The sequence below is a fragment of the Mesorhizobium waitakense genome, from assembly GCF_056431085.1.
Genome location: NZ_JBWKME010000141.1, coordinates 16175 through 40138 on the forward strand (window position 1 = coordinate 16175; position 23964 = coordinate 40138).

Here is a 23964-nt window from a genome sequence, read left to right on the forward strand (position 1 = left end):
AGTAGAGAGTAGGGAAGGTGGCCGATATTTTTCTATTCGCTATTCGCTATTCGCTATTCGCTAAACGTTCAGCAACAGATACTCCCGCTCCCACGGACTGATCACTTCCATGAAGGTCTCGAATTCCGCCCGCTTGATCGCCGCATAGGTCGCGGCGAAGGATTTGCCGAGCAGTGCGCAAAGTTCCTCATCGCCCTCGAACAGGTCGACGGCTTCGAGCAGGCTGCGCGGCAGGTCGATCTCGGCCGCGTTGGCGGTGGTCAGCACGGGAGGCTCGGCCTTGATCTTGTTGGTGATGCCGATCAGCCCGCAGGCAAGCGATGCCGCCAGCGCCAGATAAGGATTGGCATCGGAGGAGGGGATGCGGTTTTCGACGCGCCGCGCCGCGGGATCCGAGCGCGGCACGCGGAAGGCCGTGGTGCGGTTGTCGTAGCCCCATTTGTTGTTGACCGGAGCCGACGCCGCCTGTGTCAACCGGCGGTAGGAATTGACATAGGGCGCGAACATCACCAGCGCGTTCGGCACATGCTTCTGCATGCCGCCGATGAAATGGAAGAAGTCTTCGGTCTCCGAGCCGTCATCTGCCGAAAAGATGTTCTGTCCGGTCTTCTTGTCGATGATCGACTGATGGATATGCATGGCCGAGCCCGGCTGCCCCTGGATGGGCTTGGCCATGAAAGTGGCGTAGATCTCGTGCTTGAGCGCGGCCTCGCGAATGGTGCGCTTGAACATGAACACCTGGTCGGCCAGCTCGATCGGGTCACCGTGGCGCAGGTTGATTTCGAGCTGACCGGCGCCCTCCTCATGGATCAGCGTGTCGATCTCCAGGCCCTGACCCTCGGAGAAATGGTAGATGTCGTCGATCAGTTCGTCGAACTCGTTGACGCCGGCGATCGAATAGCCGGCGCCGCCGCCGATCGCGCGTCCCGAGCGGCCGACGGGTGGCGTCAGCGGATAGTCCGGATCCGGATTCTTGCGCACTAGGTAGAACTCGATCTCGGGCGCCACCACCGGCTTCAGTCCACGCTTGTCGTAGGCGGCAAGCACGCGCTTGAGCACATTGCGCGGCGTGAACTCGACCGAGCGTCCGTCCTGGTGGACGAGGTCGCAGATGACCGCGGCCGTCGGGTCTTCTTCCCAGGGCACCACCGTCAGCGTCGACAGATCCGGCATCAGCTTGAGGTCGCCATCGTCTTCCGGATAGTGGAAGCCGTTGCCATCCTCGGGATAGCCGCCGGAAATCGTCGTCATGAAGACAGCCGACGGCAGTGCCAGCGAGGTGTTGGAGGTGAATTTTTTCGATGGCATCATCTTGCCGCGCGCGACGCCGGCCTGATCGGGTGTGATGCACTCGATGTCCTCGATGCCGCGCCATTCCAGCCAGGCGCTGACTTCCTTCCAGTTCTTGACGCCACGTTGGTTCTTCACGAAGGCAGGCGTACGCACCCGTCCTCCGCGGCTCGACGGACGGACTTCCTTTTTTGCAGGCGGCATCATTCACCAGATTGGGTTGCGGATTGTGGAGTATAGCCGTGCCCCACTGTGGAAGGGAAGGGGAGCCACGTCGGGCACTGGCCGGCACGGTTGAAAATCACGCCAATCGGTTTGATTTCGGCCGCCCAATCCAATCGAGACGTCGAATGCCACACGACAGAAAACTGACGACGATCGGCTTCGATGCCGATGACACGCTCTGGCAGAACGAGCAGTTCTTCCGCATGACGGAGAAGCGCTTTGCCGCCATGCTTGCCGACCATGGCGAAGCCGAGCAGATATCAGCACGATTGCTGGAGGCCGAAAGGCGCAACCTTGCCGTCTATGGCTTCGGCATCAAGGGATTTATGCTGTCGATGATCGAAACGGCGATCGAGGTCACGCAAGGCCGCGTGCCGGCTTCGGTGATATCGGAGATTCTCGATGCCGGCCGCGAGATGCTGAGCCATCCGATCGAGGCCTTGCCGCATGCGCGCGAGACTGTCGAGAAGCTTGCCGGCGCATTCCGCCTTGTGCTGATCACCAAGGGCGACCTCTTCGACCAGGAGCGCAAGCTGGCTGGATCTGGCCTCGGAGATATGTTCGACGCGATCGAGATCGTCAGCGACAAGAGTGCCGCCACCTATGCCCGCCTGTTCAGCCGCCACGGCGATGGTCCGGCAAAAAGCATGATGGTCGGCAATTCGCTGAAGTCGGACGTGGTGCCGGCCATCGAGGCCGGTGGTTGGGGTGTCCACGTGCCGCATGAACTGACCTGGGTGCTGGAGCATGTCGAGGCTCCGGTGACCGAGCCACGCTTCCGTGAGATATCCGATCTCGGACAACTGCCCGGACTGGTTGAAAGCATCGTCAATCCTGACTGATCGCGGAGCTTTCATATTTGCGCAATTCCGGACGGAAATTGCTTAGCGGTTGATCAGGCGATCGATCACCGGCTGCAGCCGTTCGGGTGTGATCGGCTTGGCGACCACCGCGTCTATGACGCTCGACAGGCCCAGGCTCTCCGGCGTGCCATTCTTGGTTGAAAGGAGGATCACCGCCGGGAGCGATTTGCCGGAGGCTCGCCGCAACGCGTCGATGCTGGCCATCAGATTGTCGCAGTCCTTGTTGTCGGCGCCGCCGTCAAGGACAACCGCACCGGGAATGAGGGACCGCAGGATCTTTACCGCCATGTCGGGAGATTCCGAGATTGGCTTGAGCCCGGATCGCTCGACGATCTTCGAAATCACCACGCGATTGATCGGCGATTTGCAGACGACGAGCACTTGCGATGGATCGCGGATCGTCTCTGTGTTCGAGTCGCGGGCAACAAAATTCAGGTGTCTTGGAGTCTCGCCTTCGCGGTTCACTGGGCACACAAGTCGGCCAAGAAGCTCGCCCCTATTTCAATGCAGAGTTGAATCTGGAGCGCAATTGGCGTGAGATCGCCGCCCATGTCAAGTTGAAATAAAAGTCCTCGAAATCATCCCTGGGAACAGTGAATTTCAAGCAACGCTACTGTACTCAACTGTCCACAGGTGGGCTTCATAAAAAGAAAATTCACCTGCGCAGAGACTGCGCAGGTGAAGGGTCGGTTGCGCGAGTTCGATCAGCTGTGGCTCTGCTGCGTGACGATCACTGGGATCAAGAGATCGCCCCAGTTTCCGTCGCCGCCGTGATGCCGTGCCGAGCGCACGAGCTCCACCGAGACGCCGGCCTCGACTGCCTTCATCACCGACTGGTTGAGGCGGTGCAGATCATTGGCCAGCATGCGGATCGTCGCTTGCTGGTCGACGGTCATCGTTGTGGCCTGTTCTTCGGCGCGTTCCTTGACACGGCTTATCGATGCCATTGGTCTTCTCCTTGTGTTCCAAGCCCTGTTGGGCGTTTCCTCTGTGTTGTTCTGTTTACTATTCGGCGGCCGGCTTGAATTGCGCGTGCTCGGTCGACTCATGCATGGCGGTGGTCGACGACTGGCCGCCGGTGATCGCCATCGACACGGCGTCGAAATAGCCGGTGCCGACCTCGCGCTGATGCTTGGTCGCGGTGTAGCCATTGGCCTCCGCCGCGAACTCAGCCTCCTGCAACTCGGAATAGGCCGCCATCTGCCGTGCCTTGTAGCCGCGCGCCAGTTCGAACATGCCGTAGTTGAGCTGGTGGAAGCCGGCGAGCGTGATGAACTGGAACTTGTAGCCCATCGCGCCAAGCTCCCTCTGGAATCTGGCGATCGTCGCGTCGTCGAGGTTCTTCTTCCAGTTGAACGATGGCGAGCAATTGTAGGCGAGCAGCTTGTCGGGGTGATGCTTGCGCACGCCCTCGGCGAATTTCTTGGCCTGCGCCAGGTCCGGCTTGGAAGTCTCGCACCAGATCAGGTCCGCGTGAGGCGCATAGGCGACGGCGCGGGCGATGCAGGGTTCGATGCCGTTCCTGACGTTGTAGAAGCCTTCCACGGTGCGCCCGGCGCCGTAGTCGACGAAAGGCTGGTCGCGTTCGTCGATGTCGGACGTGAGCAGCTTGGCGGCTTCCGCATCGGTGCGCGCGACGACCAGGGTCGGTGTGCCCATCACGTCCGCCGCCAGACGCGCGGCGTTGAGGTTGCGGATGTGCGCCGCGGTCGGGATCAGCACCTTGCCACCGAGATGGCCGCACTTCTTTTCCGACGCCAGTTGATCCTCGTAGTGGACGCCAGCCGCGCCTGCCTCGATGAAGGCCTTCATGATCTCGAAGGCGTTGAGCGGCCCGCCGAAACCGGCTTCCGCATCAGCTACGATCGGCGCGAACCAGGTCTCGACCGAAAGCCCGTTGCCTTCCGAGGTCTCGATCTGGTCGGCGCGCTGCAGCGTACGGTTGATGCGCTTGACCAGTTCGGGCGCCGCGTTGGCCGGATAAAGCGACTGGTCCGGATACATCGCGCCAGCCGTGTTGGCGTCGGCGGCAACCTGCCAGCCCGACAGGTAGATCGCTTTCAGCCCGGCGCGCACCTGCTGCATCGCCTGGTTGCCGGACATGGCGCCGAGCGCGTTGACGAAGTCCTCCTCGTGAATGAGCTTCCACAGCCGGTTGGCGCCCATTTCGGCGAGGCTCTGGCGGATCTGCACCGAACCGCGCAGCCGCTTCACATCCTCCGGAGAATAGGGCCGTTCGATGCCGTCGAAGCGACCTTCAGGCGCCGAGGGGACGAGGTTGTAAAAATCAGTCATTGATCACTCCGAAGGATTGCTGCATCGTGTCCGGGCACCGATCATCTGCGCTCCGGAATATGACTGAATTTACATTGCGGCGCAAAACGAGCCAGAAGAATCAAAGAATTTGGACGAATATAAGGGAAAACCTGTGTTGTGTTTGACAGCCAGCTGCTGTAAAATTGTCATGATTGTAAAAAGCGGGCGCGTTGAGGTCGCTGCGAAAGTGGTGTAAATTCTTGTCAAGGACAGTTGATGGCTGACCAGAAGATCTTTGCCGGGCCGCGCATTCGCCGTATCCGCAACGCCAAGGGCCTGACGCAGACTGCGATGGCCGAGGGGCTCGGTATCTCGCCGTCCTATCTCAACCTGATCGAGCGCAACCAGCGGCCGCTGACGGTGCAATTGATCCTCAAGCTGGCGTCCGTCTACAAGGTCGATCCGCACGAACTGCAGGGCGAGGCAAGGGGGTCCGTCGCTGCCTTGAAGGAAGTGTTCACCGATCCGCTGCTGGTCGGCGAGTTGCCGGGAGATCAGGAGTTGATCGAGCTTGCCGAGGCGGCGCCCAACGCGTCGGCGGCGGTGATAAAACTGTTCCGCGCCTATCGCGAGCAGGCCGAGCGCCTGTCCGACCTCAACGAGCTCCTGGCGCGCGAAGGTCGGGCGACCGCACTTTCCGGCGCTCGCTTGCCGATAGACGAGGTGCACGAGATTTTCGAGCGCCGGCCCAACCATTTCGCGGCACTCGAGGAAGAGGCCGCGGCGTTCACCTCGGTGCTTGATCCCGGCGACGATCTGTTCGGCGCGTTGAAGGCCTGGCTGAAGCGCGAATACGGCATCGTGGTCAAGGTGCTGCCGGTCGCCACCATGCCGAACTGGCGCCGCCGTTATGATCGCCACTCGCAGCGCCTGTTCCTGTCCGAACGGCTGTCGCCGTTCGACCAACTGCGCGAAGTGGCGATGGAGGCCTGCCTGATCCGCATGACGGTCGCGGTCGCCGGCGAGATCCAGGCGCTCAAATTGACCACCGACGAGGCCCGCCGTCTCGCCCGTTTCGAACTCGGCCGCTATGCGGCGCATGCGCTGATGATGCCCTACCAGGCCTTTCATGCGGCTGCCGTTCGCGCCCGCTATGATATCGACGTTCTGCGTTCGCGCTTCGGCGTCTCCTTCGAACAGGCGGCGAACCGGCTGACCATGCTGCAGCGGCAGGGCGTCCAGGGCGTGCCGTTCTTCATGCTGGAGGTCGACAATGCCGGCAACCGCTTCCGCAAGGCCGGCAGCCAGGGCTTTCCGCAAAGCCGCTTCGGCGGCGGCTGTCCCAAGCTGCCCGTGCATGTCGCTTTCACCCAGCCCGGCCAGATCTTCGTCGAGGCGGTGGAAATGCCCGACGGCGCCGAGTTCCTGTGCATTGCCCGCACGCTGGAAGGTCCGCAAGGCGCCTTCTCCGAGCGTCCGCGTCGCACGGCGCTGCTGCTTGGCTGCGACATCGGCTTTCGCGATGACATCGTCTATGGCGCGGCACTTCCCGGTGCGGCAGCCGCCACGAAGGCGGGCAGCGTCACGGCGACGCCGGTCGGGCCCGCCTGCCGGCTTTGCGAACGCGTCGGCTGTCTGGCGCGTGCCGAGCCGCCGGTGACGCGTCCGCTCGGCCTCGACGAGATGGTGACCGGCCTGAGTGCCTTCGACTTTCAGTGACGCCCGGGCCCGGTGACGCCGGCCTGGTGCCACAATTGTCGTCGGTCTCTGGCTCACCCCCGGCCTTCGCCTTTGCGTTACGCGAACGGAGTATCTTTTTGTCGTCCCTTGCGCATCGTCCCGTCCACAAAAGCCCGACAGTCGCGCCCATGACCGACACAGCACCATCACCGAGCGTTGTTTTGTCGACCGTCTCGCCGCGCGAGGAACGCGTCGGCATGCTTTTGGTGTTCCTGTCGGCGCTGATGTGGAGTTTCGGTGGCACCATCGCCCGCTTCATCGCCGTCGGCGACAGCTGGACGGTTATTTTCTGGCGCTCGGTCTGGGCAGCGGCCTTCCTGATCTGCTTCATGGTCTGGCGCGACGGCTGGCGCGGCACGCTGAAATTGTTCCGCGACATGGGTCTGCCCGGCCTGGCCGTCGGGCTCTGCTTCGCCACGGCATCGACCGCCTTCGTCGTCGCACTTGCCTACACAACCGTCGCCAACATCCTGCTGATGCAGGCCGGCGTGCCGCTTCTGGCGGCGCTGTTTGCCTGGGCGTTGTTTCGCGAGAGGGTGAGTGTCGCGACCTGGCTGGCGATCGCCGCCGTCATTACCGGTGTCGCCATCATGGTGTCGGAATCGCTTAATGGCGCCGTCTCGCCGATAGGCGACGGGCTGGCGCTCTTGATTGCTGTCATGTTCTCGATCGCCACCGTCATCACCCGGCGGTTTTCCAGCGTTCGCATGACGCCGGCGACCTGCCTCGGCACCGTGCTTGCGGCGGGCTTTGCCGCCTCGCAGGCATCGACATTCGCCGTGTCGGCCAGTGACATGGGCTTTCTGTTTGCCTTCGGCGTGGTCAATCTCGGTCTTGGCCTGGCCTTCTTTGCCACCGGGGCGCGGCTGATCCCGGCGGCCGTCGCCGCATTGCTCGGCACGTTCGAGCCGATCCTCGGCCCGATATGGGTCTGGCTCGTCCATTCCGAAGTACCGTCGGAGCGCACCATCATCGGCGGCGGGGTGGTGGTGACGGCGCTGCTCGTCCATATCGGGCTCGAATTCAAGCGCCAGGCACGACCCGAGCGTGCAGGGGTCACAGGGGTGCCATCGCCTAATTGATGCGGCGTGCAAGCTTTGCCATTGACAAATTCGCTGCCGCGCGGGCAGGCTGAGACTACGCAACAACAAGACAGGCGTATCTTGCCAAGTCTCCCTGCCGGTCAGATCGAGACCGGACCACATCGTCGTATCTCTGCCCCCGCCACGGCGAAAGCCTTTGACGGTATCCGCACGCCTCCCAGGCAGCGACAGGGACACAAAGCCACCACCTGCCGCTTATCGAACCGCCTGCATGGTGTCAGCGGTTCGCGCTTGTTGCTTCCTGGAAAGCTCAATAGTCTGAAACAAATGCCCGGCCGCGCCGATACCGCGACGAGTCGGCGAAGGAACACTCATCAAAGGAGAATAGCATGATCCGCAAAGCGCTCTGGCTTTCGGCGACATCGGTATTTCTGACGCTCTTCACTGTCGGCGGCCATGCCGAAGACCGTGTCGTCAATGTCTTCAACTGGTCGGATTATATCGATAGCTCCGTCATCGAGGACTTCACCAAGCAGACCGGCATCAAGGTCGTCTACGACACATTCGATTCCAACGAAATCCTGGAAACCAAGCTGCTTGCGGGCGGCAGCGGCTATGACGTCGTCGTGCCCAGCGGCAATTTCCTTGCCCGCCAGATCCAGGCCGGCGTCTTCCAGAAACTCGACAAGTCGAAGCTGCCGAACATCTCCAACATGTGGGACGTCATTTCGGAGCGCACCGCCAAGTACGATCCCGGCAACGAATATTCGGTCAACTACATGTGGGGCACCGTCGGCATCGGCTATAACGTCAAAAAAGTGCAGGCCGCGCTCGGCACCGACAAGATCGACAGCTGGGATGTGTTCTTCAACCCCGACAGTCTCGCCAAGCTGAAGGATTGCGGCGTCTATGTGCTGGATTCGCCGGCCGACATCATTCCGGCGGCGCTGAAATATGTCGGCCTCGACCCCAACAGCACCTCGCCCGACGACATTGCCAAGGCCGAGGAAGCTCTGATGAAGGTCCGCCCCTTCATCAGGAAATTCCACTCGTCCGAATATATTAACGCCTTGGCCAACGGCGACATCTGCCTGGCTATCGGCTTCTCCGGGGACGTCTTCCAGGCCCGCAACCGCGCCCAGGAGGCCAAGCAGGGTGTCGAGATCGGCTATTCCGTGCCGAAGGAAGGCGCCCAGATATGGTTCGACCAGATGGCGATCCCCGCTGATGCGCCGCATGTCGCCGAGGCGCATGAATTCATCAACTACATGATGAAGCCGGAAGTCATCGCCAAGTCTTCAAACTTCGTGCTCTACGCCAACGGCAACAAGGCTTCGCAGCAGTTCGTCGACAAGGCGATCCTGGACGATCCGTCAATCTACCCGGACGAAGCGACGGTGCAGAAGCTCTATACGGTCCAGCCGTACGATCCCAAGGCCCAGCGCGTCATCACGCGCACCTGGACCAAGATCGTCACCGGCCAATGAGCATCTGAAGCGACCTCGGCGGACAATTGCCGGGGTCGCGTTTTTTGGGGCACGAAGCAAGAAGCAGAACGGAGTGGGGATATGAAATCGCTTGGCAGCATCCGCAGGGATTTCGCGCCATGGAACGACCCGAACGCCAAGCCATACATCCAGTTCGACAACGTCACCAAGAAGTTCCGTGACTTCACCGCCGTCAACAATCTGTCGCTGACCATTTTCGAGCGCGAGTTCTTCGCCCTGCTCGGCGCCTCGGGTTGCGGAAAGTCGACGCTGCTGCGGATGCTTGCCGGTTTCGAGGAGCCGACAGCCGGCCGCATCCTGCTCGACGGCCAGGACCTGCGCGGCATTCCGCCCTATCGCCGGCCGGTCAACATGATGTTCCAGTCCTATGCGCTGTTCCCGCATATGACGGTCGAGAACAACATCGCCTTCGGCCTCAAGCAGGACGGCATGCCGAAGCCCGAGATCGCGTCACGCGTGGCCGAGATGCTGAAGCTGGTCAAGCTCGAACAGTTCGCCAAGCGCAAGCCGCATCAATTGTCCGGTGGCCAGCGCCAGCGCGTCGCGCTTGCACGCTCGGTCGCCAAGCGGCCGAAGGTGCTGTTGCTCGACGAGCCGCTCGGCGCGCTGGACAAGAAGCTGCGCGAGGAAACGCAGTTCGAATTGATGGACCTGCAGCAGAATCTCGGCCTGACCTTCGTCGTCGTCACCCACGACCAGGAAGAAGCGATGACCATGGCCGACCGCATCGCCATTATCGACAAGGGCGAGGTGATGCAGGTGGCGACGCCGGCCGAAGTCTATGAAGCGCCGACATCGCGCTTCGTCGCCCATTTCGTCGGCAATGTGAACATGTTCGAGGGCAAGGTCGCCGAGCGGACCGCAAGCACGACACGCATCACGGGTTCAAGCGGAGCCCAGATCGTCGTCGACAATGCCGCCAATACGGCTGCGGGCGCCGATATCGTGTTCGCCATCAGGCCGGAGAAGATCAAGATTTCGTCTAAGAAGCCGGCCGATGCGGTGAATGCACTTGAAGGCGAAGTCTACGACATCGCCTATCTCGGCGACATGACCGTTTTTCACGTCAGGCTGGATGACGGGCAGATGGTGCGCGCCAGCACCATGAATGCGGCCCGCATCACCGAGGATCCGCTGAGCTGGAACGACCGCGCCTGGGTTTCTTTCCGGCCCGACGCCGGCGTCGTGCTGACGCGGTAGGGGGCGGTCATGTCGAACGCCGCCGCCACCGCCGCATCAGCCCCGGCAACCAATGCCGACAAGTCCATCCTGGCCAGGCTGGGAGCGGCTTTCGTCGGCCGCTTGGTCATCATCGTCCCCTATGTCTGGCTGCTTTTTTTCTTCCTCGTTCCCTTCATCATCGTCTTCAAGATTTCGCTGTCGCAGACGGCGATCGCCATGCCACCCTACACGCCGGTGCTCGACTTCAAGGACGGTATCTCCGGGTTCTTCGCCGGCTTTGGCGCGCTCAGCTTCGACAATTACGCCTGGCTGACGCAGGATGCCCTCTACTTCAACGCCTACGTGACAAGCGTCATCATCGCCGCGATCTCGACCGTCCTGACGCTGATCGTCGGCTACCCGATCGCCTATGGCATGGCGCGCGCGCCGGCAACGATCCGTCCGACACTGCTGATGCTGGTGATCCTGCCGTTCTGGACTTCGTTCCTGATCCGCGTCTATGCCTGGATCGGCATCCTCAAGCCGGAGGGGCTGCTCAACCAGATGCTGCTTGCCACAGGCATCATCAGCCAGCCCTTGATCATTCTCAACACCTATACGGCGATCTTCATCGGTATCGTCTATTCCTACCTGCCGTTCATGGTGCTGCCGCTCTATTCGTCGCTGGAAAAGATGGATTATTCGCTGATCGAGGCCGCCAAGGATCTTGGCTGCCCGCCGACCAGCGCGTTCTGGAAGATCACCTTTCCGCTGTCGCTGCCGGGCGTCATCGCCGGCTGTCTGCTGGTGTTCATCCCCGCCGTTGGCGAGTTCGTCATTCCCGATTTGCTCGGTGGATCGCAGACGCTGATGATCGGCAAGACGCTGTGGAACGAGTTCTTCGCCAATCGTGACTGGCCGGTCTCGTCGGCCGTGGCCGTCATCCTTCTGCTGCTTTTGACCGTGCCGATCATGTTCTTCCAGCAGGCCCAGGCGCGCGCCCAGGAGCAGGACAAATGAACACCACCTGGAGCCGATTCAACGTCACCTCGATCGTGCTGGGCTTTGCCTTCCTGTACCTGCCGATCGTCCTGCTCATCGTCTTCTCCTTCAACGAGTCGAAACTGGTTACCGTCTGGGGCGGTTTCTCGACCAAATGGTACGTTTCGCTGTTCCACAACCAGGGCCTGATGGACGCCACCTGGGTCACGGCCCGCGTCGGCGTCATTTCGGCCACGGTGGCGACCGTGCTCGGCACGCTGGCGGCGCTCACCTTGACCCGCTACACGCGGTTCAGGGGCAGGTTGCTGTTTTCAGGCATGGTCTTTGCGCCGCTGGTCATGCCGGAAGTCATCACCGGCCTGTCGCTGTTGCTGCTGTTTGTCGCCGTCGGTCTCGACCGCGGTTTCCTGACCGTCACGCTCGCCCACATCACGCTCACCATGTGCTTCGTCGCCGTTGTTGTGCAGTCGCGCCTGGTCAGCTTCGACCGCTCGCTGGAAGAAGCTGCGATGGATCTTGGCGCAACGCCGGTGAAGACCTTCTTCCAGATCACGCTGCCGGTCATCATGCCGGCGATCGTGTCCGGCTGGATGCTGGCCTTTACGCTTTCGCTCGACGATCTGGTCATCGCCAGCTTCACCTCCGGGCCTGGAGCAACAACGCTGCCAATGAAGATCTACAGCCAGGTGCGTCTCGGCGTGACGCCGGAGATCAACGCCGCTTGCACTATCCTGATCGCCGTTGTCGCGGTCGGCGTAATCATCGCCTCGGTCGCCAACAAGCGGCGTGAGGTGCAGCGCCAACTCGACGAGCGGGCCGCACAACGCGGCTGAGGCAATTCCGGGAAAAGCACGCAGCGTTTTCCATAGGGAATTGCTTCAAGACAAACCGGCGGTAAGGCCTATTCCCCAGAAACGCCGCGGCTGATCGGGGAAATGAACGGCGTGCTCCACGTTCCTCCGACGAAGAAGGATGACTGGTTGGGGCCTTGCTGGGCGTTGGCCTGCGTTGCCGCCTGGTCCGGCTGAATGATACCGCCGGACAAGGCCAGTCCTCGTCCGGTGTAGGACGCGATCCCGGACAGCCAGAGCTTGTACTTCGCCGAATTGGCTTCGGCCTTGTCGATCCGCGCCACGCCCTTCGTGATGCTGGCCTTGATCTCGGCACCGTCGATCGGCAATGTTCCGTCGGAGACGTCGTCGAGCGCGAAGAAGCCGCCTTGTTCGGTATGCTTGAGGAAGGCGGGCAGGTTGAGCTTGCTCAACACACCCGGTCCGAACGTCGCGGAGACCGAGCCGTCGGCATTGTCGAAGATGGAGTCCCAGGTTCTGCCTGGTCCCTTGAGGATCACCGAGACCGTTCCGGTGGCGACCGGCACCAGCCGGGTCATCCCAGCCGCCGTGCCGAAGGCGCCGCCATCGATGTCGGACGCCAGCAGCTTAATCTCGACCTGCGAGCCTTCCGGCTTGCGGTCGAAGCGAAGGCTGCTCTGGATGTTGCCGCCAAAGGCCGAGGCATCGGAGATATCGAAGACGGAAAGACCATCCTTGACCTGGGCGGTGGCGGCGACGTCGGCGAGTTGGATAGGCCCTGCCGTGGCGTGCGCTGCCGACAGCCTGAGATCGAGGTTGATCTTGTCGGCGAAACTTGTGTCGATGTCGCCGGGTTCCGCCCCTCCGGTCGGCGCCAGCGGCGTGAAGGCCGAGAGAAACGATCTGAGGTCGAGCGTGTCGAAGGCGAGTGTGCCGGAGATCACCGGTTGCGCCTCGCCCAGCGAGAGATCCAGCGCGCCCATTCCCGGATTGTTGTCCAGCGCGATCGCGGTGTTGTCGAATTTGACTCGCCCTGCCGTCGCCGTGATCTTGCTCGAAATGCTGACCGAGCCGATCGCAGCACTCGGCGCAATGCCGGCCTGCGACCACTCCAGGACACGCCGCAGCGAAGGTGCCGAGAATTTCGCCTGGCCGTCGAAGTAAGCGTTTTCGGACATGCTGGCCGTGCCGTCGAACGAGAAGGTCGCGGGCGCCGCCTTGAAGGACAGCGTGAGGGGTGCCGTACCGCCGGCAAACAGCACAAGCGGCTTCGGCGAGGCGACGTCCAGCGCGACGCTTTCGCCGCGCCAGATCCCGGTTGCCGACAGCGTCGCATTGCTGTTCATCGCCGCCCAATTCGCCTGGCCGGACAGGCTGCTCAGGATCTCGACATCCTTGCCGCCGATGGACGCCACCATGCGGCCGTCGCGGAACTCCACCGTACCGAACGTGTCGGCCGGCAGCTTGTCGAGGTCGGGCTTGGCGGGGTCGGCATTGACCACGCCGCGCGCCGTGTCGATGGAACGCGTGATGCGCCCGCCGGTCGGGACGGCGGGCAGGAAAAAGCCGGCCGGTGTTCGCTCAACCCGGATCGTCGGCCGCACCAGCCGCGCCGTCGAAAACTCCACGTCGCCGCGCAAGGCCGCCATGGCGGAAAGGTCAACCTCGACCCGCTCGGCCTCGACCACCGGCGGTGCCTCGGTGTCGGTCCATTGCGAAAGCGTCACATCGGTCAGGATCGCGCGGAATTTCGGCCAGACCTCGATGCGCGGCGAGCCGTCGATGGCGACCCGGAAGCCGCTCCACGCACTCATTTCCCAGGCAATGCGGTCACGTACGATTCGGGTGGAGGCGATCAGCGGCAGGGCGGCAACGACCAGCGCGATGACGAGCACGGCAGCGCCGATCGCCCATATTCCGCGCCGGATCAAAGTTGATGGCATATCGCCCCGTATGTTTCCATTCCGACAAAAATCGCCTGACGGGTGTAACCCCAGTCGTCACTACGACTTAGGGCTGAGGCATTTCAAGTCTTTATGGCCCGGCGATGGCATTTGCGCACATCTGGTCTCACTGACCGAACAAAATCTTGCCCTGCTGCGCTGCGATATGCATAAGCGGTGGCGACCGTGGAGGAACGATCATGGCTGCCGAAGTACCGCTCTGGACCCCGACGCAAGACCAGATTGATGCAGCACCCTTGACCGCTTTCACAAAGGCTGCGGCAGTGAAAGCCGGCGTAGCGTTTTCTTCGTATTCGGAGCTCCACCGCTGGTCGGTCGAGGATCGCGAAGGGTTCTGGAACCTGGTCTGGGACTTCGGCGGTATCGTCGGCGACAAGGGGACCAATGGGGGCGAGCGCGTGCTCGTCGACGGTGACAGGATGCCTGGTGCCTCGTTCTTCCCCGACGCGACGCTGAATTTCGCCGAGAATCTGCTGAAGAAGACCGGCGCTGGTGAGGCAATCGTGTTTCGCGGCGAAGACAAGGTCGAGCGCCGACTGTCGTGGAACGAGTTGCAGGCGCTGACGTCCCAGCTGCAGCAGCTTTTCCTGTCGCTCAAGGTGAAGAAGGGCGATCGCATCGCGGCGATGATGCCCAACATGCCGGAGACCGTCGCCGCCATGCTGGCTGCCGCCTCGATCGGCGCCGTCTGGTCGTCCTGCTCTCCCGATTTCGGCGAGCAGGGCGTGCTCGACCGCTTTGGCCAGATCGAGCCGGTGGTCTTCATCGCGCCCGATGGCTACTGGTACAATGGCAAGGCGATCGAGGTCGCCGACAAGATCGCCGCGGTCGCGGCCAAGCTTGGCACGGTGCGCAAGGTTCTGGTCGTCGACTATCTCGGCACCTCGAGCGATGTCGCTGATGTCATCGACAAGGCCGTGGCGCTGGAAGAGGCGCTTTCGCCCTTCGCCATCAAGCCCGTCACCTTCGAGCGGCTGCCGTTCGCGCATCCGCTCTACATCCTGTTCTCGTCGGGAACGACCGGCATTCCCAAATGCATCGTCCATTCGGCCGGCGGCACGCTGATCCAGCATGTCAAGGAACATCGGCTGCATGCCGGTCTCACCGACGGCGACCGCTTCTTCTACTTCACCACCTGCGGCTGGATGATGTGGAACTGGCTGGTGTCGGGGCTCGCCTCGGGCGCGACGCTGCTGCTCTATGACGGCTCTCCGTTCTACCCAGACGGCAATGTGCTGTTCGACTTCGCCGATGCCGAGAAGATGACCTTTTTCGGCACCTCGGCCAAGTTCATCGATTCCGTGCGCAAGGCCGGTCTCAAGCCGATCCGCACGCATGATCTTTCGAGCGTGCGGGCGATTTCTTCCACCGGGTCGCCGCTGTCACCGGAGGATTTCCGCTTCGTCTATGACGGCATCAAGAAAGACGTGCACCTGGCGTCGGTCTCCGGCGGCACCGACATCGTCTCCTGCTTCGTGCTCGGCGTGCCGACACAGCCCGTGTGGACCGGCGAGATCCAGGGACCTGGCCTTGGCCTTGCCGTCGATGTCTGGGACGACGACGGCAAACAGATCCGCCAGGAGAAGGGCGAGCTGGTCTGCACCAGGGCGTTTCCATCGATGCCGATCGGCTTCTGGAACGATCCCGAGGGCAAGAAATACCAGGCAGCCTATTTCGAGCGTTTCGACAATGTCTGGTGCCATGGCGATTTCGCCGAATGGACCGTGCATGGCGGCATGATCATCCATGGCCGCTCCGACGCCACGCTCAATCCGGGCGGCGTGCGTATCGGCACGGCGGAGATCTACAACCAGGTCGAACAGATGCCCGAGATTCTGGAAGCTCTGTGCATCGGCCAGGATTTCGACAACGACGTGCGCGTTGTGCTGTTCGTGCGGCTCGCGGCCGGCGTCAAACTGGATGACGATCTGGAAAAGCGCATCCGCTCCAAGATCCGCAGTGGGGCAAGCCCGCGTCACGTGCCAGCCAAGATCGTCGCTGTCACCGACATCCCACGCACCAAGTCAGGCAAGATCACTGAGCTCGCCGTGCGCGACGTGGTGCATGGCCGCGCCATCAAGAACAAGGAGGCGCTCGCCAACCCCGAGGCGCTGGAGCTGTTCAGGAACCTGCCGCAGCTGGCCGAGTGACCGGGCAGGCATGGTTAACCAAATATGTCGCGAGAATTTACCTAGATTTCATGAGTGGTACACATTCGTAAATTTTCGGCGGCGCCGGTAAGGAGTTGTTAAGGCCCGGCGTCGATAGTCGCACGTAACTTGAGGGAGAAATCCCGTTCCTCTGCCCCCGGAGGATCTGAATTCGCTCAAGCCCCGTTGTGACAGCAATCCCATCTCTTAAGGCGTCCTCTTGGGCGCCTTTTCTTTTGCTGCTGCATGCCGCCCAAAAGTGGTCCCGGTTTTGGGCGGCATGCACAAGGATAAAGACCGAAAGCGCATCGCCTGAATCTGATCGGACGCGCTGCGCTGTAGGTCGGTCTGTTTTCCGGAATTGCTTATTCGGCGAGCACGCGGGTCGACGGAAACGCGACCTCGACCAGGGTGCCTTCACCCGGTGTCGAGTTGATGGTGAACCGGGCGCGGTTGGCTTCCACCATCGCCTTGGTCAGCGGGAGTCCAAGCCCCGTGCCGTCGCCACGTCCGCGCTTCAACGCGTTGATCTGCTTGAACGGCTTCAGTGCCTGCTCGATCTCGGCGTGGCTCATGCCAATGCCGGTGTCGCGCACCCGCATGACGACGTCGCCCGATGTCTCATAGGCGGTGGAGACGATCACCTGGCCGCCGGCCTGGGTGTAGCGAATGGCATTCGACAGGATGTTGAGCGCGATCTGGCGCACGCTGCGCAGGTCGGCCACCACTTCCGGCAGCCGCGACGCGAAGCTGGAGCGGATAATGACGCGCTCGCGGTTGGCCTGCGGCTGCATCATCGCCACCGTCTCGGCCAGCGTGTCGTTGAGCGACACCGCCTCGTAGGCCATCTCCTGCTGGCCGGCCTCGATCTTCGAGATGTCGAGCAGGTCGTTGACGAGGTCGAGCACATGGTTGCCGGAGCGATTGATGTCGCGCAGATAGTCGCGGTAGCGGTCATTGGCGACCGGTCCGAACTTCTCGTCGACCATCAGTTCGGAAAAGCCGATGATCGCGTTGAGCGGCGTGCGGATCTCGTGGCTGATGCGGGCGAGGAAATCGGTCTTTTGCGAGGACGCACGCTCGGCCACCGCGCGTGCCTGGGTCAGGTCCTCTTCGGCCCGTTTCCACTGCGTGATGTCACGCACGACGGCACAGAAGCCGCTGTCGTTGGGCAGCCGGCCGATGGTCATGAACAGCGGGATGAAGCGGCCCTGCGCCTCGCGCCCGATCACCTCGCGGCCGTCATTCATGACGCTCGCCACGCCGGGCTCCGACAGTCCGTTGAGATAATCGCGCGCCGCACGCTGGCTTTCTATCGCAAACAGCGAGGCGAAGGGCTTGCCGGTCACTTCGTCGCTGTCGAAACCGAACAGCGCTTCGGCCGGCCGGCTGATCGAGCGGATGGTGCCGTCACGGCCGATCAGCACGACGCCGTCGGTGGCGGTGTCGATGATGGTGCGCATCTCGGCGATGCGCGCCTTGAGCTCAGGAATGTCGGGCTGCGTCTGCTCGTCGCCAACCACATGCAGGGGCGCCTGCGCGTCATCCTCGCCGGTGCGGCGCACGACCAGCATCAATGCCTTGCCGTCACGCCAGGGGACCGAGCGCAAGATGGCCTCGATCGGGAATTCCTGCCGATCGCGCGTCTTCAGCCGCAAGGCGCGATCGGTGCCGTCCGAGGTGCCATCGTGGGCGTAGGGGTCGGCAAACAGCGCGCCGAGGCCTCCGGCGTCCGCCAGGTCGTCGAGCGCCTCATAGCCGGTCAGGTCGAGGAATTCCTCGTTCGCATAGTGCAACTGGTCGCCGGAATGGATGAGCAGCGGCACGGGCAGTTTGCTCAGAAGCGAGGTATCGGGAGCCTTGTGCTCATCTCCGGCTGAAAAGGCCGACGGTACGAACCCTTCAACCTTGAGCGGCGGCACTTTAAGGCGTGGGGGCGCGATACGAGCCTTGGTGGCGTCGCTTGCGCCGGCGCTTTCCGCGACGGACGCAACCGCTTGCTGGTCAGGGGCCGCGGCTTCCTGGTCGGGCTGCGCCCAATCTTCACTATCCTCGGCATCGCGAAAATCCGCCGATGTCATGCTGTCGTCGTCGACGGCGTCATGTGTCGCATCCGCGGCAACAGGCTCTTCACCGGTGGCGACGGGCTCGGTCACCTCTGGTTGCGCCGCCGCCGGTTCGGAAACCGGGGCTTCGTCACTGCCCTCCGCGACAGGACCGCGTTCATCATCACGGTCGGCATAGTCGAGCAACGAGCCCGGCAGGGTGTCGGAGGGTGCCTTATGACCCGCCTCGTCCGGGTGACCGCCGTCAAGCCGCGCCAGAGCCTCTTCGTCCTCGGCATCGACATCCGCCTCGGATGGCTCGACCGGCGTCGCCTCTGGCTCCACCGCTGGGATTTCGCCGGCAAGCGTCGGCTCTTCGTGCGAGGCCACATCACGTGTTGACGGAATCTCGCCAACTGCCGGCGCTTTCGTCTCCGCCGTCGGCACGTCCGCGGCAGGCTCGGCAGGTGTCTCAGCTGCCCGTTCCCTGGGATTGTCGAGGCTGGGCTTCTCGGCCTCCGGCGGCTCGACCGGCGAACTGTCTTTCTTCAACCGCTCGCCGATCTCGCGGAACGCGCTTCGCTCCAGCGTCGACAGGCCCTTATCGTTGGCTGGCTGGCGATGTTCGGCCAGCCGGATCACCTTGTCGGCAAAGCGCCGCTCCGGTTTCGGCACGATGGTCAGCGCCGGCACCTCGCCCTTGAACGGGTCCGATGCCTTCGGCTCCTCGGCCTTCGGCTCCTGGGCCTTCGGCGCTTCAGCCTTCGGCAGTTCAGGCGCGGGTTCGACGGCTTGCGGCTCCGGCGTCGCCGGGGCTTTGCCGTTGGGCACCAGCGCCATGCCGATGGCTTCCGGATCGACGACCGCGTCGCTGGCCCGGGCAACACCGAAGCCACGGAAGCCTTCAAAAGCACGGCTGCGGCCATAGACAGGCAGCGCCGCCAGGTCGACAGGGATCTTCAGATCGGATCCGGCGACCGGCCACAGCACGGAGCGGCCGGACCAGGTATCGCGCCGTTCCAGCAAGCCGGCGATCTCGCCGGAGGGATCGAGGCCGAAAGTGGCCGCCACATCCCTGAAGCGCCGCCCGATCACATCGGCGGCCGGCTTGCCGACAATGTCGGCGAATTCCGGAGACAGTGTGCTGAACTTGCCTTCGGCATCGGTGCGCCAGACGAAGCGCAGTGGCGCTGCCGTGGGGTCGATCGACCGCGCGACCTTGGTATCGCGCTGCGTCGGGTTTTCCGTCGCACCCTCCGCGACAGCGGCAGGGGGCTCAACCGGGTCGGCTGCAGCGGCCCGGTCGGCCTGTTGCCTGTCGTCTTCACCGGCATTGAAGTACCAGTGATCGTGCTGCGCTGGCGTAGCGCCGGCAGTCCCCGGGTCGTTATCCGCCGCCTCCGCAGTCTGCCCCGCTGGATCGGCATTCTCAGGCGCTGCCGGCATCGGGATAATCTCGGCGGCTTCCGGAACGCTCGGTTCGTCCACCGCCGGGTGTTCGATGTCGATTTCCGGTCTGTTGTCCTGGTCCGGTTCCGACTTGGCAACCGCGCTTTCCGCCGCCGCGCTTTTGACCTGGGCTGGCGGTTGCGCGTCCGCGACGCTGTCGTCGGCAGCGGACGTGTCGTCGAGTTGGTCCTCGTCGATCACCACCAGCAGATGCCGTTCCTCGGTCAATTTCGCCAGCCCTGCCGGATAGGAGGTCGCGCCGCCGGGAACGAGGCGCTTGACGATGCGGTCGCTCTCATCCGCGACGTCGGCAACCAGCGCCGCCAGCGTCTCCGGCAAGATGCCGAGTGCCGCAAATCCTTCCGATGCCGCCTCGACGTTGCCCCTGGCATCGACAAAGGCGATGAAATGACCGTCTTCGGTAAGGCCGCCGATGGCGCGAGCGGCGATTTCGCCGGCGCTGCGCGAGCCCGTCTGCGCCGCCGGCACGGTCAGCATGATCGCCTTTTCGGCGTCCGGCATGGTCACGGCACTGGCCAGGAAGCCGACGGCACGGCTGGTCATGCCAGTTGCCAGCCGCACCGTGATGGCGCGGTCGCCGCCGATCTCGGGAAATCCGCTGGTCGCCATGATCTGGCGTCTGGCGATCAACGGCAACTGCGCGGAGGCGCCGATGATCGCCTCGATGTCGGGGTAGCCGAACACCGCGGCTCCTGGCCCATTGGCCCAGATCACCTGCTCCAGATCCGTCGAAAGAATCGCGACCGCGTCGCCGGCGGCAAAGCGCTGGCGGACTGCGTCGAGCACGGCGACGTCGAGGAAGGAATATTCGGACGGCATGCGCTTGGCGAACCCTCACGGAGCGGCAAATTGCGGTTAACGCTTTGTTAATAAAAGCCGGCGGCGCGAAGGTCCACAAGCCAGAACGTGCAAAGGCTGGAATCTGGCCTCTTGGTTAACGGCCCGAAGAAATTTATGGTGCACTGCAACAAAGATATTGCAATGCACAAAATTTGCCTTTATATTGCCATCATACATGAACGAGACGGCTTTCTGTCAAAGCCGCTGACGCTGAAAAGGATGGAAAATGTCCAGGACCAAAACCGCCGACACGATCGAAAACGTTGAATTCCCGAGCTTCGACGCTTCCAAGGCTACCGACCAGATGCGCGCTTTCGCCGAAAAGGGCGTTGAGCAGTCGAAGGAAGCCTACGCCAAGCTGAAGACCGGCGCCGAGGAGACCCAGAAGGCTCTGGAGTCGACCTACGAGACCGCCAAGACCGTTTCCAGCGACCTGTCGCTCAAGAGCATTTCCGCTCTCCGCGCCAATGCCGAAGCTGGTTTCTCGCATCTCGAAGCCCTGATCGGCGCCAAGTCGCTGTCGGAAGTCGTCGAGCTGCAGACCGCCTTCCTGCGCAAGCGCGTCGAAATGACCGTCGAGCAGGCCAAGGACTTCCAGACCGTCGCCTCCAAGGCGGCCGAGGACGTCACCAAGCCGATCAAGACCGCCTTCGAGAAGGCGATGAAGGAAATCAAGGTTGCCTAACATTTGCGCATGATCTGAAGATGCAACAAAAGGTCGCATTTTCTTAAAAACGATCAGGCGTATGATGGTAGCCATCAAGGAATACCCGGCGAGTGGAACCTCCTCCCTCTGCTCCCGGGGTGACCAGCCAGCACCTCCTCCCGCTGGCTCGTAACAGGAAAAGGCCGGCACCTCCTCCCGCCGGCCTTTTTCTTTGTCCGGCGAAAAGTCGATGCTGTTTGTGGGCAAGCGACCTTTGCCTAGCAAAAGTCTTGAATTAAAATCCATTAGCCCGTAAGGACGCATCGCCGAACGACGGAGCGGATCACGGAAAGCGCGCTTTCCACCTGGTCCGGCTCGGTGAACGTGCCGTTGTAGCTCAGATGGTTAGAGCGCCGGATTGTGGATCCGGAGGTCGCTGGTTCGATCCCAGCCAACGGTACCACTGGCGCTTACCGCTAAGTGATTGATTTTATTGCATAAAACCGCTCGTATTGACGATGGTGTTGCCCCGTTTTGCGCTTTTGTGCTACCTATTGTGCTACCTTTTGTGCTACAAATGGTACGCCCAAGACATGGGAAGACGCCGAGAAGAGCAAGACCCTGACCGCTTCCTGCGGGTGCGCGGCAGGCATTTTCACTATTATCGACGCGTCCCAAAGGAACTCCGGGATCTCGACGAGCGTGGTGAATTCGTGCGTCGCGCCCTGGACACGATCGACCGATCAAAGGCGCGGACCGCCCGCGATCTTCATGAGGCTGCCGACAACGCGCTTTGGTCCTCTCTTATGTTGGGGGATAATCCCCAGGCCGCACGCATTCGATACCAGCGAGCGATCAAACGCGCGGAGGCTTTGGGGTTCGTTTATCGGCCGCTCGCGGACATCCTTGTTGCCGAGCCGCTCGACACGATCCTACAGCGGGTAGAAGCCACGATTGGAAAGCCTGTCACGTCTCCCGTGATCGATGCGGTCAGCGGTGCGGTAGCCCCTCCTGACGATAAGATTTCGGAGGCGCTGCAACTCCATTTCACCGAGATCGCTCGCGACGAGATTCGCACAAAAAGCCCAGACCAGAGAAAACGATGGAAGGCAAAACGCCAGATGAGCGTCGATGTCTTCATCGCCTTGCTCGGCGACAAGCCGATGGGCGAGATAACCCGCGACGACGCCCGTGCGGTCCATAAATATTGGCTGGACCGAATTGCGCCCGAGAAGGGAAGGGCTGACCGTTCGGCGTCGACGGGCAATCGGAACATGGGCAACCTCCGGACCCTGTACGCCGATTACTACCGCCATCTCGGTTTTCCCGAGCAGAGGAACCCTTTCGCCGACCTGTCATTCAGCGACAAGTCGAAGCGGTCTCGACCTCCATTTCCCACCAACTGGATTCGCGACAAGATATTTGCACCTGGCGCGCTGGCGACGCTCAATGATGAGGCGCGCGGGATCGTTCTTGCCTTCGCGGAAACAGGCGCCAGGCCAAGCGAACTCGCGAACCTCCACGCAGGTGTGATCCACCTTGATCATGAAGTGCCGCACATTTCGATCGAGCCACGTGACGATCCTGATGATCCGCGCGAGATCAAGACTGCTTCATCGGTGCGCAAGGTGCCTCTGGTCGGTGTCGCGCTTGAGGTGTTCAAGAAGCATCCGAAGGGCTTTCCGCGCTACAAGGATCATGAGGCGTCCTTGTCGGCGCTGCTCAACAAGCACTTCAAGAGCCACAACCTGTTTCCCACCGACGAGCACACTGTTTACTCGCTACGCCACTCCTTCGAGGACCGCATGAAGAACGGCAGGCTGGACGAGGAACTGCGTCGCATGCTGATGGGCCATACGATTGATCGGCCAAAGTACGGCGAGGGCGGTGATATGAAGATGTGGCAGGAAGAGCTTATGAAGATCGTGCTGCCGTTTGATCCCGCGATCGTGTAACGCGCTGCCGCACTGCCGCGAGGCGGTCCTGTTTCGCTTGGTGGTCCTGCAGTGCGCGCTGGAGATGGTCGTACAGCGGAAGCCATGCTTCGCCCTGCTCGCCTCGCGCAACGATAATCTCGGCAACACGATCGAGCGCTCGCTCGATACGTTCTGCAGTGGGTGGCCGAGGAGCGCGCGCGTGTCGCTTCACGGCTCGTCCTTTCCGAACGTCCACAAACCCAGCATGTTTTCTGGGTAATCGGACTTTGATCAGGAAGGGAAGGCGTGCCTACGGCTTGAGCGGCAAATGGCGGCTGCGGCGTGTTTTTAGGACGGATCGCCGATCAAGATAAAGATGCTGTGGGTTGATGGATGGTAGCGCTAGAGCGCTACCGCCTTTACCCACATTCATCGGGCGATCAGTTCAGACTTCGCTGCTTTGGGTAAGCGAGGCGAGTCAGTCTGCGAATCCTGGGTAGAAAATGTCCTGTCATGGCGGTGCATGGTGCCGCGATCAGACAATCTCGAATACGGCGCTGAATGACGGCAACTGGGCCGGAAGCGGAAGATCGGCTTTAGTGAAAATAGGGCTAGAAAGCCGACCTTTGCGTCCAGCCTAGTGCGGGCCGCTTTGCGCCAATTGCAGCCGCTCGCCCTTGCCAGTCGAAGGGCCGCTTCGCGCGCCAATTTCGGTCACTGTTGTCGTTTGCTGATCCCGAGAGGCTCGAGAGCAAAGAGTCGGAACCTGCGGAAAGAACTTCGATCGCCATCAACTTTCATACGGACCAGCATTCCTTCGTAGCAATCGATAAGGAAGGCTGCCGCATCCTTGGCATCCACGCACGGATCGACTTCGCCGAGGGCTTGCCCCTCTTCCAACAATGCGCGCAGTTGTGCCTCCCACGTGGAGAATACCTGGGCAAGCCTTGCCCTGAAGTCGGAACTGCGTGTGGTGGCGACCGTAACCGGGGCAGATTTCCGGGCGGAGGTGGGGTTTGCAGGGGGGCGGGTT

General features: G+C 62.1%; 17 protein-coding genes and 1 tRNA gene. 11 read left to right on the forward strand and 7 right to left on the reverse strand.

The window, feature by feature from the left end; all coding sequences use genetic code 11:
- Positions 1 to 60 precede the first annotated feature (60 nt).
- Positions 61 to 1497, reverse strand: a complete 1437-nt coding sequence (locus tag AC07FD_RS27680) for a glutamine synthetase family protein (protein WP_478352426.1) — start codon at positions 1495 to 1497, stop codon at positions 61 to 63.
- 143 nt (positions 1498 to 1640) lie between these two features.
- Here AC07FD_RS27680 and AC07FD_RS27685 point away from each other — a divergent pair, with 143 nt between their 5' ends.
- Entirely contained in the window at positions 1641 to 2357 is a 717-nt protein-coding gene (locus AC07FD_RS27685) for an HAD family hydrolase (protein ID WP_478352427.1), read from the forward strand.
- A gap of 42 nt (positions 2358 to 2399) precedes the next feature.
- On the opposite strand, the gene AC07FD_RS27690 is transcribed toward AC07FD_RS27685, so the two are convergent.
- The 3 genes from AC07FD_RS27690 to aceA all read right to left on the reverse strand — a co-directional run bounded on the left by AC07FD_RS27690 (position 2400) and on the right by aceA (position 4673).
- Positions 2400 to 2852: an ANTAR domain-containing protein gene (locus AC07FD_RS27690; protein ID WP_478352428.1), complete on the reverse strand. Its 453-nt coding sequence runs from the start codon at positions 2850 to 2852 to the stop codon at positions 2400 to 2402.
- A 230-nt stretch (positions 2853 to 3082) separates the two neighbouring features.
- Positions 3083 to 3325, reverse strand: a complete 243-nt coding sequence (locus AC07FD_RS27695; RefSeq protein WP_095088567.1) for an SMc00767 family acetate metabolism repressor — start codon at positions 3323 to 3325, stop codon at positions 3083 to 3085.
- Positions 3326 to 3383: 58 nt separating this feature from the next.
- Positions 3384 to 4673 carry an isocitrate lyase gene (aceA, locus tag AC07FD_RS27700; RefSeq protein ID WP_478352429.1) on the reverse strand — a complete coding sequence of 430 codons (1290 nt, stop codon included), beginning with the start codon at positions 4671 to 4673 and terminating at the stop codon, positions 3384 to 3386.
- Positions 4674 to 4910: 237 nt separating this feature from the next.
- Between aceA and AC07FD_RS27705 the strand changes: the two genes are divergently transcribed.
- The 6 genes from AC07FD_RS27705 to AC07FD_RS27730 all read left to right on the forward strand — a co-directional run bounded on the left by AC07FD_RS27705 (position 4911) and on the right by AC07FD_RS27730 (position 11921).
- Positions 4911 to 6353, forward strand: coding sequence for a helix-turn-helix domain-containing protein (locus tag AC07FD_RS27705; RefSeq protein ID WP_478352430.1), 1443 nt, complete (start codon positions 4911 to 4913; stop codon positions 6351 to 6353).
- A 149-nt stretch (positions 6354 to 6502) separates the two neighbouring features.
- Positions 6503 to 7456 (forward strand): DMT family transporter, encoded by a 954-nt coding sequence (locus AC07FD_RS27710; RefSeq protein WP_478352431.1) that lies wholly within the window; start codon positions 6503 to 6505, stop codon positions 7454 to 7456.
- A gap of 350 nt (positions 7457 to 7806) precedes the next feature.
- Entirely contained in the window at positions 7807 to 8904 is a 1098-nt protein-coding gene (locus AC07FD_RS27715) for a polyamine ABC transporter substrate-binding protein (RefSeq protein WP_478352432.1), read from the forward strand.
- 81 nt (positions 8905 to 8985) lie between these two features.
- A complete protein-coding gene (locus tag AC07FD_RS27720; RefSeq protein ID WP_478352433.1) occupies positions 8986 to 10125 on the forward strand; it encodes an ABC transporter ATP-binding protein in 1140 nt (379 codons plus the stop codon).
- A 9-nt stretch (positions 10126 to 10134) separates the two neighbouring features.
- A complete protein-coding gene (locus AC07FD_RS27725) occupies positions 10135 to 11106 on the forward strand; it encodes an ABC transporter permease subunit (RefSeq protein ID WP_478352434.1) in 972 nt (323 codons plus the stop codon).
- On the forward strand, positions 11103 to 11921 hold the full coding sequence (locus tag AC07FD_RS27730) for an ABC transporter permease (protein WP_095088554.1): 819 nt from the start codon (positions 11103 to 11105) through the stop codon (positions 11919 to 11921). Before AC07FD_RS27725 ends, AC07FD_RS27730 begins: the two co-directional genes overlap by 4 nt.
- A gap of 68 nt (positions 11922 to 11989) precedes the next feature.
- Here the strand turns inward: AC07FD_RS27730 and AC07FD_RS27735 are convergent, their stop codons facing one another.
- The gene (locus tag AC07FD_RS27735; protein ID WP_478352435.1) at positions 11990 to 13843 is read right to left on the reverse strand and encodes an AsmA family protein; all 1854 of its coding nucleotides are present in this window, start codon (positions 13841 to 13843) and stop codon (positions 11990 to 11992) included.
- Positions 13844 to 14043: 200 nt separating this feature from the next.
- On the opposite strand from AC07FD_RS27735, the gene AC07FD_RS27740 reads away from it, so the two are divergent.
- Positions 14044 to 16014: an acetoacetate--CoA ligase gene (locus tag AC07FD_RS27740; protein ID WP_478352436.1), complete on the forward strand. Its 1971-nt coding sequence runs from the start codon at positions 14044 to 14046 to the stop codon at positions 16012 to 16014.
- A 365-nt stretch (positions 16015 to 16379) separates the two neighbouring features.
- Here the strand turns inward: AC07FD_RS27740 and AC07FD_RS27745 are convergent, their stop codons facing one another.
- Complete coding sequence (locus tag AC07FD_RS27745; protein ID WP_478352437.1) at positions 16380 to 20348, reverse strand: PAS domain S-box protein; 3969 nt, start codon at positions 20346 to 20348, stop codon at positions 16380 to 16382.
- 247 nt (positions 20349 to 20595) lie between these two features.
- Between AC07FD_RS27745 and AC07FD_RS27750 the strand changes: the two genes are divergently transcribed.
- The 3 genes from AC07FD_RS27750 (at position 20596) to AC07FD_RS27760 (ending at position 22970) form a co-directional block, all read left to right on the forward strand.
- A complete protein-coding gene (locus tag AC07FD_RS27750; RefSeq protein ID WP_478352438.1) occupies positions 20596 to 21054 on the forward strand; it encodes a phasin in 459 nt (152 codons plus the stop codon).
- 347 nt (positions 21055 to 21401) lie between these two features.
- Positions 21402 to 21478 (forward strand) — tRNA-His (locus AC07FD_RS27755).
- 130 nt (positions 21479 to 21608) lie between these two features.
- Positions 21609 to 22970, forward strand: coding sequence for an integrase (locus tag AC07FD_RS27760; RefSeq protein WP_478352439.1), 1362 nt, complete (start codon positions 21609 to 21611; stop codon positions 22968 to 22970).
- Positions 22971 to 23645: 675 nt separating this feature from the next.
- Here AC07FD_RS27760 and AC07FD_RS27765 read toward each other — a convergent pair.
- On the reverse strand, positions 23646 to 23964 hold a 319-nt coding region (locus AC07FD_RS27765; RefSeq protein ID WP_478352440.1), incomplete at its 5' end, for a TetR family transcriptional regulator C-terminal domain-containing protein.